The sequence below is a fragment of the Streptomyces sp. NBC_01384 genome (assembly GCF_045040035.1).
Classification (GTDB): Bacteria; Actinomycetota; Actinomycetes; order Streptomycetales; family Streptomycetaceae; genus Streptomyces.
Genome location: NZ_CP109559.1, coordinates 4,050,322 through 4,061,958 on the forward strand (window position 1 = coordinate 4,050,322; position 11,637 = coordinate 4,061,958).

Genomic DNA, 11,637 nt, shown 5'->3' on the forward strand with positions numbered 1-11,637 from the left:
GGGCGGACCTGGCCAGCCTACGCCAGCCCCGCCCGGAGCCCGACGTCAGGCCGCGTACGCCCCGATCAGGAGCCCGACGTACGCCCCCGCGATCAGGAACGGTCCGAAGGGGATGGACGTCTTCCGCCCGGCGCGCCGCGCGAGGACGAGCCCCAGGCCGTACAGACCACCGAACAGGAACCCGGCGAAGGTGCCGAGCACCACCGTCCCCCACCCGTACCAGCCGAGCACCGCCCCGAGCCCCAGCGCGAGCTTCACATCCCCGAAGCCCATCCCGTGCGGATTGATGAGAAAGAGGAGGAAGTACGCGCCGCCGAGCGCGAGCGATCCGAACAGCGCCGTCGACCACTCCCCCGCATGCTCGGGTACCACGGCCACCGCACCCAGCAGCGCGAGCGCCAGGCCCGCGAGCGGCAGGGTCAGCACGTCCGGCAATCGCTGTACGCGGAAGTCCACGGCCGCGAGCAGGACGCCTAGGGGCGCGAGCAGCAGCCAGACGGCCAGCTCGGGACGGGCACCGGTGGCAAGAGCGAGGCCGGCACAGACCAGCGCGGTGGTGAGGGCGGTGAGGAGTGCGCCGGGGCCGTAGCGGTACCCGTGGCCGTACCCGTACCCGTAGCCGTAGTCATAGCCATACGGGGGCCGGGCGTCGTCAGAGGTCTCGCGCCCCGCGTCGCCGGGCGCCGGCAACGACGTATCGCCGGATGCCGACAGGGCCGTACGAACGGAGTAGGCGCAGGTGGCGCAGCGGGCGAGGCCCAGCCAGCCGCCCGCCGCGCCCGTGATCGCGTGCCCCCGCGGACACCGGTCGCGCCATGCCTCGTCCGGCCGCACCGCGAACCGGTACGCGGCGCGCGGCACCAGCAGCCCCGTCGCCGCACCCCAGAGCGCGGCGACGGCGGTCAGCCAGAGAGGCCGGATCGACCAGAGATCGAGGTCCACGGGCCCACCCTACGCAGCGGCGTCACACCGCGGGCAGGGCATGGATCTCGTAATCATGGGTCACCAGAAGGCGGTTGCCGCCGAGAGCCATCCGCCAGGGCTCGCCGGGGTCCTTGTTGTTCACCGACGACGACAACTCCCGTCTGCGTCATACGGTTTCCGTCCACCGCGCGGGCGATACCGAAGTCGATGACGCGCGGCCCGTCGGCGGCCAGCAGCACCGAGTCTCCGAAGCAACCGGTAGCTGCCCAACTCCCTTGGATCGTCCGGCTGCTGCCCTCGGCTACTCGACCTTCGACATGCGCGCCACCGGATTCCCCGCGTCCGGGTTGTCCGTCTCGTACTTGAGGTCGCCCCCGGCGGGCGTCAGCCGCACCTCGTGGCTGCCCGTCGTACATGTGCTGGGGTTGGACGTCTTGGCGATGCTCGTCGCGGTGAGCTGGTTCTCCGTGGCCTTCTTCAGGACGAGTACGTCGTCGCAGACGCCGCCGATCAGGTCGGTCGACCGGAACGTGCCCACCTCCTTGCCCACGGCGGCCTGGTGGAGCGTGACGCGGAACGTGCCCGCGGGAAGCTTCCCGCTCAGTGCGAAGGCGTCGCCCTCCCAGGTGCCGAGGTAGTGCGCGGGCACGGAACCGAGCGGCGGCTCGGCCGACTCGGACGCGCTCGGCGTCGCCGTCGGACGGCTCGCCGCCGGAGGGCTCGCCGCGGAGCCGGAGCCGCTGGAAGCCGTGTCGTCGTCACCGCCGCCCGGCAGCAGACGGAACAGGAACACCGAGCCCACCGTCACCGCCGCCAGCGCGCCCGCGACCGCCAGCGCGACCGTGCAACTCAGTCTGCGACCACGGCCGTTCGCGGTGGGGGCCGAGGTCGCGGCCAGGCTGACGGAGAGTTTGCCCGGTGGGTCGGCGGGCGGCGCGACGGTGTCCTGTACCTCGCGCTGCCCCGGTACATACGTCGGCGGTCCATACGTCGGCGCTACGTACGGCGGCGGTACGTACGTCGGCATCTCGGGCGGCGGCATCGCGGACGTCGGCATCGCGGGCGGCGGCCCGAACGCCCCGCGATTCACCGGCGCCTCGACGTCGGCGTCCGCGCCCACCGAAGGGCTGCTGAACCCCACGGGCCCGGACGGCGTCGCGTCCGTCGCCTCCAGGTTCAGTAACTGCACCGCGCTGCGGCTGACCTGCTCCACCAGCGGACCCGGCAGCCAGCCCGCCGTCACCAGCCGGGCCGCCCCCTCGGGCGCGAGGCGCGCGGCCACCTCGCCCGGGGTCGGCCGCCCGGACGGGTCCTTGGCCAGGCAGGCCGCCACCAGTTCCCGCAGCTCCCCCTCCAGGGAGCCGAGCCGGGGTTCCTCGTGCACCACCTTGTAGAGGAGGGCGGCCGAGGAGTCGCCGGGGAACGGGGACTCGCCCGTCGCCGCGTACACCAGCACCGCGCCCAGGGAGAAGACGTCCGCCGCGCCCGTGACCCCCTTGCCGAGGATCTGCTCGGGCGACATGTATCCGGGGGAACCGACGGAGACGCCCGTCGAGGTGAGGGAGGCCGTGCCGTCGGTGGCCCGGGCGATGCCGAAGTCGATGAGCAGGGGGCCGTCGAGGGTCAGCAGGACGTTGGAGGGCTTCACGTCCCGGTGGACCAGGCCCAGCGCATGGACCGCCGTGAGCGCCTCGGCCAGGCCCGCGCCCAGCACCCGTACCGAATGCGCCGGAAGCGGACCGTCGGCGTCCGCGACGGCGGCGGCGAGCGAGGGACCGGCCGCGTACCCGGTCGCGGCCCAGGGCACCGACGCCTCCGGGTCCGCGTCCAGGACCGGGGCCGTCCAGGCGCCGCCCACCCGCCGCGCCGCCTCGACCTCACGGCGGAAGCGGGCGCGGAACTCCTCGTCGAGCGCGAAGTGCGGGTGCACGATCTTGACCGCGACCGTACGGCCGCCCGCGCTGCGGCCCAGGTACACCCGCCCCATGCCGCCGGAACCCAGCCGGCCGAGCAGCCGGTAGGGCCCCACGACCGTGGGTTCGTCGACTCCGAGCGGCTGCATGACGCTCACACCTCCCCCGTACGCAGTGGACGCACTGCCCAGCAGGGTAGTTCCGTACGCGCGCCCGAGCCCCAGGAGTCTCGTCGTCTCAGGACTCTCGTCGTCTCAGGGCGTCAGCAGCTCGACCTTCACATCTGTCGGGAAACCGGTGGTCGAACCGACCCGCCGGGCGAACTCCCGTACGGCCGCCAGCTGCGGGCCGCCGAAGCGGAAGTCGAGCGTGGTGAAGTACCGCTCCAGGACCTGCTCGTCGAAGGCCTCCCAGCGGGCCGCCTGCTCGGCGACCTTGGAGACCTCGTCGAGGGAGAGGTCCCGGGAGGCGAGGAAGGCCTCGTGCACCTTGCGGGTGACGACCGGCTCGCGCTCCAGGTAGTCGCGCCGGGCCGCCCACACGGCGAAGACGAACGGCAGGCCCGTCCACTGCTTCCACAGTGTGCCGAGGTCGTGCACCTCCAGGCCGAACTTCGGGGCGTCGAGGAGGTTGGCGCGCAACGCCGCGTCACCGATGAGTACGGCGGCGTCGGCCTCCTGCATCATCAGGCTGAGGTCGGGCGGGCACGTGTAGTACGACGGCTGGACGCCCACGCTCTCGGCGAGCAGCAGCTGCGCGAGTCGGACAGACGTACGAGAGGTGGAGCCGAGCGCGACACGGGCGCCGTCCAGCTGGTCTAGCGGGACCTGCGAGACGATCACGCAGGACATCACCGGGCCGTCGCAGCCGACCGCGATGTCCGGGAAGGCGACCAGCTCGTCGGCGTGCTTGAGGAACTCGACGAGCGTGATGGGCCCGATGTCGAGGTCGCCCTGTACCAGCTTCTCGCTGAGCTTCTCCGGGGTGTCCTTGGTGAGCTCGAAGTCGAGGAGCGTGCCCGTTCTCGCGAGCCCCCAGTAGAGGGGCAGGCAGTTCAGGAACTGGATGTGGCCGACGCGCGGCCGGGTGCGGTAATTGTCCACATCGCGAGGCTAGACCCCATGAGGTACGGTGCAGTCTCCAGGGTGCCCGTGTGGTTTCTGAAACCCTTCCGCCCTCTTGTGTCAACCCTTGCGACAGCCAGTCGACACCACCACGTCAACCCATCCGCCTTGCGGGTCAAACATCCGGGTGACGTGATCTTTCCCCCTATTGCTTTCGGCTGCCTGCGTGCTAGGCTCGCCGCAAGTTGCAGTTTGGTTTCCCTTGCAGTACAGAGCCTGCGGAGCATGTGACCGCGGGCTCTCGTCGTTTTCAGACGTATGCAGTTGTTTACACAATCGCAGGTTCTGGAGCAGGGCAACCCTTTGGGCCCAAGGAGGGCTTATGGCTACCGGAACCGTGAAGTGGTTCAACGCCGAAAAGGGCTTTGGTTTCATCGCCCAGGAAGGCGGCGGCCCGGACGTCTTCGTCCACTACTCCGCGATCAACGCGAGCGGTTTCCGCTCTCTCGAAGAGAACCAGTCGGTTTCCTTCGACGTCACGCAGGGTCCGAAGGGCCCGCAGGCGGAGAACGTCACCCCGATCTAAGCCTTCGGCTCCATGAGCCCAATGCTTTGATCCGGAACGAATAGCAGTACCCAAGGAGCCCCGCGCCAGCCGGTCGCGGGGCTCCTGCCTTTGTGCGGGGGGGGCGTCCTATGCCCTACCGCACGTACAGCTCCTCGATCTCCTCGCTGAAGTCCCGTTCGATCGCCGCCCTCTTGAGCTTCATGGTGGGGGTCACATGGCCCGCCAGTTCCGTGAAGTCCACCGGGAGGACGGCGAAGCGGCGGATGGACTCGGGGCGGGAGACGAGTTTGTTGGCCTCGTCGATCGCGCGCTGGATGATCTCGTTCAGCTCCGGGTCGTCCATGAGGAGTTCCGGGGGTACGGGGTGTTTGCCGATCATCTGGCGCCAGTGGTTGATGCCGTCCTGGTCGAGGGTGACGAGGGCGGTGACGTACGGGCGGCGGTCGCCGAGGACGATGCACTGGGCGATCAGGGGGTGCGAGCGGAGCCAGTTCTCCAGGGGCGCGGGGGCCACGCTCTTGCCGCCCGCGGTGATCAGGATCTCCTTCTTGCGGCCGGTGATGGTGAGGTAGCCGCCGTCGTCCAGTTCGCCGATGTCACCGGTCGCGAACCAGCCGTCGGGGGCCGCGTCGACGACACCGCCCGCGTGCGGGTCCCAGTAGCCGCGGAAGATCTGCTCGCCGCCCAGCAGGATCTCGCCGTCGCCCGCTATCCGTACCCGGGTGCCGGGGATCGGCCAGCCCACCGTTCCCAGCCGGGGTTTGAGCGGGGGCGTCACCGTCGCGGCGCCGGTCGCCTCCGTCAGGCCGTAGCCCTCGTAGATCTCGATGCCGGCGCCCGCGTAGAACGCGGCGAGGCGGCGGCCGAGCGGGGAGCCGCCGCAGATCGCGTACCGGACCTTGCCGCCCAACGCGTTGCGGATACGGCGGTAGACCAGCGGGTCGTAGAGGGCGCGGGCGGCGCGCAGGGAGCGCGAGGGCCCGGAGCCGGTGCCGTGCTGCTGGGCCTCGACCGCCTCGCCGTAACTGCACGCGATGCGCGCCGCGCGGTCGAAGGAGGACCCGCGGCCCATCTTCTCGGCGGTCGCCCGGCCGGTGTTGAACACCTTCTCCAGGACGTACGGGATGGCCAGCAGGAAGGTGGGCCTGAAGCTCGCCAGGTCCGCGAGCAGATCCTCGGTACGCAGGCTCGGCGCGTGACCGAGTCGCACCCGCGCCCGCAGACAGGCGACCGCGACCATCCGCCCGAAGACATGCGAGAGGGGGAGGAAGAGAAGCATCGACGCGGCGTCCTTGGTCTTCGCCTTGAAGATCGGGTAGAGCAGTTCGATCGCGTTGTCGATCTCGGCGAAGAAGTTGCCGTGGGTGAGCGCGCAGCCCTTGGGGCGGCCGGTCGTGCCCGAGGTGTAGATGAGGGTGGCGAGCGTGTCGGGGCCCAACACCCCACGGCGTACCGCCACTTCCGAGTCCGGGATGTCCTGGCCCAGCTCGGCCAGCCGCTCCACGTGCCCCTTCTCGAAGACCCACATGTGCCGCAGGTCGGGAATCCGGTCGCGTTCCGGGCCGAGCGCGGACGCCTGCGCCACCGTCTCCGTGGCGAGGGCGACGGCCCCCGAGTCCTGGAGTATCCAGCGGACCTGGAAGACGGAGGAGGTGGGATAGACGGGGACGGTGACCAGACCCGCCGCCCAGGCCGCGAAGTCCAGCAGCGTCCACTCGTACGTCGTCCGCGCCATGATCGCGATGCGGTCACCGGGGGCCAGGCCCTCGGCGATCAGCCCCTTCGCGACGGCCAGCACCTGCGCGGCGAACTCGGTGGCGGTCACGTCCTCCCAGTCGCCGTCGGCGTTCTTCCTGCTGAGGACCGCCTCGTTCGGGGCCACGGTCGCGTTGTCGAACGGGATGTCCGCGAGCGAGCCGTGGGTGACCTGGCCGACGAAAGGTGGCACGGACACCTCTCGCACGACTCCGTCCAGCCGCCTGATCTCGGGCTCCACGAGGGAGGGGACGGATGGGTCGGAGTGGTACGGGCTGGACACGGGGGCGGCTCCTTGTCTGCCGGGACCAGGGGGCGTGAGGCGGGGTGAGGGCGCCAAGCCTCAGAAGCCTCATACGGCCCCGGGCCATGGGGGGTTCAGGCGAGGCAGGGGTGACCAGGATCGTACGGGGCCGAAGTGTTGGGTTTGTGGGTGTTTGAGGTGGGCGAGGTGCGGGTTACCCCGGGTAAATGTTAAGCCTTCAAAGGAAGTTCGGCCCATACCGTCTTGCCGACCAGGCGGTCCGCGACGCCCCAGACAGGGGCGAGCAGGGCCACGATGACCAGACCCCGCCCTCCCTCACCGTCCACCTCTCCCGCGCCGAACCGCAGCTGCCGGTCACCGCGCGTGTCACTCACCTCGATACGCAGGGTGCCCTCCGGGAGGAGCAGCAGGCGGAGTTCGAAGTCGCGTCCCGGTACGCGGCCGTGGGTGACCGCGTTGGCGGCGAGTTCGGCCACGACGTGCTGTGCGGTGTCGTTCGCGTCGCTGTCGTGCGGGTATCCCCACGCGGCGAGTTGGTGTGCGGTGAGGCGACGGGCCAGGCGGGCGCCGCGCGGGGTGGAGCTGAGGCGCTGGATCAGTTCGTCGGTGGGGGTGGAGATTCGAGAGTTCACATCACAGAGCGTGGTCGGCTCGTCCTACGCTGACCAGGAGCAACCCGGCGACGCTGCGTAGCCGTACGGGTGCGGTGCGCGGGGTGTGCGGGTTGTCGGCCGTGACGGTGAGCGTGTGAAGGCGGTGGCGTGCGTGACGGAAGAGACCGACCGGAGGCCGGAGACTCCGGCGGAGGCCGAGGGAACGACGGGCTTGTTCACGGCACTCGGCAAGATGCTGAAGCTCTTGCGTGAGCGGGCGGGACTGACGCAGAAGGAGTTCGGGCAGACGGTGGGGTACGGGCCCGACGCGATCTCCGCCATGGAGCGGGGCGTACGGGTGACTCGGCCCGAGTTGTTGGAGAGGGCGGACGAACTCCTTGATGCCGGGGGGCTGTTGAAGCAGGCGATCCCCGAGGTCAAGGAGGCGATGAAGAAGGCGCGGACGCGTCATCCGGAGTGGTATCGGGGATACGCCGGGATGGAGGCGGAGGCTGTCGAGCTGCACCACTACTGCAACCACGCGATGCACGGGCTTCTTCAGACCGAGGATCACGCCCGAGCCGTGTTCAGCAAACGGCGCCCCTTCCTCAGCGAGGAGACCATTGAGAAGCGGATCGCCGACAGGCTCTCCCGCCAACAGGTTTTCGACCGTTGGCCGCCGCCCATCGTGAGTTACGTACTCGAAGAGGTCGTACTGGACCGGCCGCTCGGTGGACGGCACGTCCACAAGGAGCAGCTGCGGCGGCTGCTGCTCGTCGGCAGCATGCGGAACGTCGAGATCCAGGTGATGCCGACCTACCGGGAGGAACACCCCAACCTGGACAGCGCGTTCAACATGCTGGTCCCCAAGAGGCACGCGCAGGTGGCGTACACGGAGGCTCAGGGGTACCCCCGGCTGATCACCGATCAAGAAGAGGTCCGAAAGATCGCCGACCGCTATGGTTTTATGCGCGCACTGGCGCTCAACCCCATGGAGTCCCGGGCCCTGATCGAAGAGAAGCTGGAGAAACTGTGAGCACCGAGAAACTCAACTGGTTCAAGTCCAGCTACAGCGACGGCGAGGGCGGCGACTGTCTCGAAGTCGCCTACACCTGGCGGAAGTCGAGCTACAGCAGCGGTGAGGGCGGTGATTGCGTGGAGGTCGCCGTCTGCCCCCGCGCCATCCACCTCCGCGACTCCAAGAACCCCACCGGCCCCCACCTCACCCTCTCCCCCACCACCTGGTCCGCCTTCCTTACCTCCGGGCCCGGGATTGCGGACACCTGACGCGGACGACGCGACGAACGCGGCGGAACTCGGCGAAGCCCTGTCCGTCGAGATCGGGCACTCGGTCCAGGGCCCGCCCGGGGTGGTGGTCGTGGGCCGGGACGACACGGTCAAGGCGGCGAGTCCCGGCGTACAGGACTGGCTGTACGAGTGTCTGCCCGCACCCGACGACAGACCAACGGGCCTCTCGGGCCCCCCGGGCCCCCCGAAGCTGGACCACGAGGCCCTGCTCAGCCCCGTCTGCAACATCACGGCCACCGCGCGCCGGGCACCGGACGGTACGGCACCGTCAACGACCACTTGGGAGCCGTCTACCGCAAGTTGGGTGTGAGCGGCCGCGAGGAACTCTTCGCGTGCCTGCGACACCGTCCGACCCGCTAGCTCAAGGGATACCGGGCCTTCGAAGGTGAGCGGTGCAGTCCTCCACCGAGGCCCGCCGGCACGACCATCCCTCGCGAAAATGTGACACTTCGACGCCGAGTGTCACATCCCGCCCGCCGCACCAGCCGGGCGCCCTCGGTCCATGCACCTCCTGCGCCTGACCATCGCACTCCTCATCACGGCGGCCACTCCGGCCGTGGTGACCCTCTGTCCCGGCAGGTATTGACGTGGCCTTACCCTGGGTAACCTGACTCCGGAGTAAATACATCCGAGCAGGGAGCTGGACCATGGCCGACCGCTACCTGACCCCTCTCCTCGCCCAAGGCGCCCTCCTCTCCCCCTTCAAGCGACCCCGCCCGGACGCCCCCGTCCCCCCGACCGGCCTCGTCCTCCCCGGCGTCCATATCGACCTCGCCCGGCTCGCCGCGTACGAGCGGGTCTGCGGGTTCGCCACGGGGGCGGACGCGCTGCCGGTGACGTATCCGCATGTGCTCGGGTTTCCGCTCGCGATGCGGATCATGGCGAGCCGCTCGTTTCCGCTGCCGTTGCTCGGGCTGGTGCACACCTCGATCGAGATCACCCAGCGGCGTGCACTGACCGCCACGGGCGCGTACGAACTCGCCGTGCGCGTCGCGGAGCTGGAACCTCATCGTCGTGGGACGCAGGCCCGCGTCGTGACCGAGGCACGGGTCGACGGCGAACTGGTGTGGGAGTCGAGGAGTACCTATCTCGCTCGGCATCGGACAACCACGCGGCCAACGTCCACGCCCCGGCACGAGTCCGACGGCGGCAAGCCCCTTCCCGTCCGCGCCGAATGGCGGCTCGCCGGTGACGTCGGGCGGCGCTACGGAGCCGTCTCAGGGGACCGCAACCCCATCCACCTGCACCCCCTCACCGCCCGCCTCTTCGGCTTCCCCCGTGCCATCGCCCACGGCATGTGGACGGTGGCCCGTTGCCTCGCCGAACACGGCCCCCAGGACGCGGTGCGCGTACGTGCCGACTTCAAGGCACCCGTTCTGCTGCCGGGCACCGTCACCTACGCCGCCGACGGCCCCGCGTTCGAGCTGCGCGGCGGCGGCTCGGACCGGCTGCATCTGGTGGGTGAGGTACGGTCCCTGCCCCGGCCCGCGGCATCTGCGTGAGGGTGAGGTGTCAGTCCTGCGGGGGCGACCACGGGCGGTCCTCCATCAGGTCGCCCAGGCCCGCCCAGGCGAAGTTCATCAGCGTCGCCGCCGCCTGCCTCGCCGAAACGCCCGGCGTGGCGTTTGCCCAGGCCGCGAGGGACTCGGCGGCGCCGACGAGGGCCTCGGCGAGCCCGGCGACCTCCCGCTCGGGCAGGGACGGGTCCCGGTGTGCCTCGCGCGCGGCGACCACGATCAACTGGGTGACGAACGCGACGAGTTCCTCACGCATCGCGGCGACCTCGGCCGCGAACGGCTCCCCGTGCGTGCGTGCCTGACGGTGCAGGACCGCCCAGCCGTCCGGGTTCTCCGCCGTGTGCGTGAAGAACGCCCGCAGGCCTTCCCAGAGTTGACGGTCGGCGGGCAGGCCGGACTGGACGCCCGCGCGAACCGCCGCGGTCAGTGCGGCCGCCTCGCGTCGGATGCAGGCGGTGAAGAGGTCTTCCTTCGAGTTCAGGTACAGGTACACCAACGGCTTGGACACGCCCGCCAGATCGGCGATCTCGTCCATCGACGCGGACCGGTAACCCCGCTGCCCGAATGTCCGCACGGCGGCGTCCAGCATCTGCTGTTCACGTACCGCGCGCGGCATCCGCTTGTTCTTCACTGCACCCATACGGGCAAGCGTACGATCGGCCGCCACCGACCCGGCGCGGAAGAGCGTTACGAGGTCTGGCCCTGCGCGTGACCCTGCGCGTGCCCCTGCGCGTGACCCTGCGCGCCGCCACGGGCCGCGTCGTCCGCGACGTCCTCCTGGTTGCGGTTCTGCTCCAGGTTGGCCTTGACGCGGTCCACGCGCGCGACGACCTGGACGGAGGCGCGGTCGCGCTCCTTGCGCAGCACGACGAAGCTGATGGGCGCGGAGATCACCAGCGCGAGCAGGGCGATCCACATGTAGTTGGAGTCACCCAGGCCACGCGGGGCGATGCCCGAGTAGACGAGGCCCCAGACGACCACGAGGCAGCCGGCGAAGACGCCGAGGCGCATCAGTGTGTAGCGGCCCATGTCAATCCACTCTTCCGTTCCGAATCCGTTTCGAACGTTCCCAAAGGGCACCGTCCAGTGAAGCACGCCGGTACGGCGAAACGTGCAGGGGGGCCTCAGTCCTCACCCGGAACGCCCGGAACACGTGGGAGGGGCAGCAGCATCGTGATCTCGTCGCGGTCGTCACCCGGCGCGACACGCAGCGCGTCGGGCGCCCGGCCGATCTCCTTGTAGCCGCAGGAGGCGTAGAAGCCTTCCAGTCCCTCCCCGCCCCGGCAGGTGAGGCGCAGTCCCTCCAGGCCGAGGGCGCGGGCCCGGTCCTCGGCCGCGCGGAGCAGCTCGGCGCCGTAGCCGCGGCCCTGGTGGGCGGGGTCCACCATGACGGTGTAGAGCCAGGCCCAGTGGCGCATGAGGACGTGGTCGTTGAGGGCGAGGAACGCGGTGGCCCCGAGTCGGCCGTCGGCGGTGAAGCCGGCGAGAAGCTGGGTACGGCCCCCGGCTATCGCAGCAAGGTGGGCCTCGGCGCGGGGACGTATGTCGGCGGGCGTCACCGGCGGCACGAAACCGACCGCACCGCCCGCGTTGGTGACATCCGTCCAGAGGGTGAGCAACTGGTCGGGCAGGGGGTGGGTCGGCTTCGCGTCCCGGGTGAACAGGGTGAAGGTCAGTGGCACAACCACCGAGGGTAGAGCGTGACGGTCGGGGCCACCGGAGCCGGCCCG

General features: G+C 70.2%; 13 protein-coding genes. 5 read left to right on the plus strand and 8 right to left on the minus strand.

The features are described 5' to 3' along the window. Positions 1-45: 45 nt before the first annotated feature. The 3 genes from OG747_RS18395 to OG747_RS18405 all read right to left on the minus strand — a co-directional run bounded on the left by OG747_RS18395 (position 46) and on the right by OG747_RS18405 (position 3,940). Positions 46-942, minus strand: coding sequence for a prepilin peptidase (locus OG747_RS18395; RefSeq protein WP_405880410.1), 897 nt, complete (start codon positions 940-942; stop codon positions 46-48). A 283-nt stretch (positions 943-1,225) separates the two neighbouring features. Further along, the gene (locus OG747_RS18400; RefSeq protein ID WP_405880411.1) at positions 1,226-2,986 is read right to left on the minus strand and encodes a protein kinase domain-containing protein; all 1,761 of its coding nucleotides are present in this window, start codon (positions 2,984-2,986) and stop codon (positions 1,226-1,228) included. A gap of 105 nt (positions 2,987-3,091) precedes the next feature. After that, entirely contained in the window at positions 3,092-3,940 is an 849-nt protein-coding gene (locus OG747_RS18405) for a menaquinone biosynthetic enzyme MqnA/MqnD family protein (RefSeq protein WP_405880413.1), read from the minus strand. Positions 3,941-4,283: 343 nt separating this feature from the next. On the opposite strand from OG747_RS18405, the gene OG747_RS18410 reads away from it, so the two are divergent. Further along, positions 4,284-4,487: a cold-shock protein gene (locus tag OG747_RS18410; protein WP_028805073.1), complete on the plus strand. Its 204-nt coding sequence runs from the start codon at positions 4,284-4,286 to the stop codon at positions 4,485-4,487. Positions 4,488-4,602: 115 nt separating this feature from the next. On the opposite strand, the gene OG747_RS18415 is transcribed toward OG747_RS18410, so the two are convergent. Both OG747_RS18415 and OG747_RS18420 read right to left on the minus strand, forming a co-directional pair. Further along, complete coding sequence (locus tag OG747_RS18415) at positions 4,603-6,507, minus strand: AMP-dependent synthetase/ligase (protein ID WP_405880414.1); 1,905 nt, start codon at positions 6,505-6,507, stop codon at positions 4,603-4,605. 191 nt (positions 6,508-6,698) lie between these two features. Beyond that, positions 6,699-7,121: an ATP-binding protein gene (locus tag OG747_RS18420; RefSeq protein ID WP_405880415.1), complete on the minus strand. Its 423-nt coding sequence runs from the start codon at positions 7,119-7,121 to the stop codon at positions 6,699-6,701. A 133-nt stretch (positions 7,122-7,254) separates the two neighbouring features. Here OG747_RS18420 and OG747_RS18425 point away from each other — a divergent pair, with 133 nt between their 5' ends. From OG747_RS18425 to OG747_RS18440, 4 genes are all read left to right on the plus strand, one after another. Then, a complete protein-coding gene (locus OG747_RS18425; RefSeq protein WP_405880417.1) occupies positions 7,255-8,118 on the plus strand; it encodes a helix-turn-helix domain-containing protein in 864 nt (287 codons plus the stop codon). Continuing rightward, entirely contained in the window at positions 8,115-8,369 is a 255-nt protein-coding gene (locus tag OG747_RS18430) for a DUF397 domain-containing protein (RefSeq protein WP_405880418.1), read from the plus strand. Before OG747_RS18425 ends, OG747_RS18430 begins: the two co-directional genes overlap by 4 nt. Beyond that, positions 8,356-8,700 carry a hypothetical protein gene (locus OG747_RS18435; RefSeq protein ID WP_405880419.1) on the plus strand — a complete coding sequence of 115 codons (345 nt, stop codon included), beginning with the start codon at positions 8,356-8,358 and terminating at the stop codon, positions 8,698-8,700. The genes OG747_RS18430 and OG747_RS18435 overlap by 14 nt, the downstream gene beginning before the upstream one ends. 337 nt (positions 8,701-9,037) lie before the next feature. After that, positions 9,038-9,892: a MaoC family dehydratase gene (locus OG747_RS18440; RefSeq protein WP_405880420.1), complete on the plus strand. Its 855-nt coding sequence runs from the start codon at positions 9,038-9,040 to the stop codon at positions 9,890-9,892. A 10-nt stretch (positions 9,893-9,902) separates the two neighbouring features. Here OG747_RS18440 and OG747_RS18445 read toward each other — a convergent pair whose 3' ends face one another. From OG747_RS18445 to OG747_RS18455, 3 genes are all read right to left on the minus strand, one after another. Further along, the gene (locus OG747_RS18445) at positions 9,903-10,547 is read right to left on the minus strand and encodes a TetR/AcrR family transcriptional regulator (protein WP_405880421.1); all 645 of its coding nucleotides are present in this window, start codon (positions 10,545-10,547) and stop codon (positions 9,903-9,905) included. Positions 10,548-10,594: 47 nt separating this feature from the next. After that, positions 10,595-10,936, minus strand: a complete 342-nt coding sequence (locus OG747_RS18450) for a DUF4229 domain-containing protein (RefSeq protein WP_405880422.1) — start codon at positions 10,934-10,936, stop codon at positions 10,595-10,597. A gap of 95 nt (positions 10,937-11,031) precedes the next feature. Further along, positions 11,032-11,589, minus strand: coding sequence for a GNAT family N-acetyltransferase (locus OG747_RS18455; protein ID WP_405880423.1), 558 nt, complete (start codon positions 11,587-11,589; stop codon positions 11,032-11,034). Positions 11,590-11,637 lie beyond the last annotated feature (48 nt).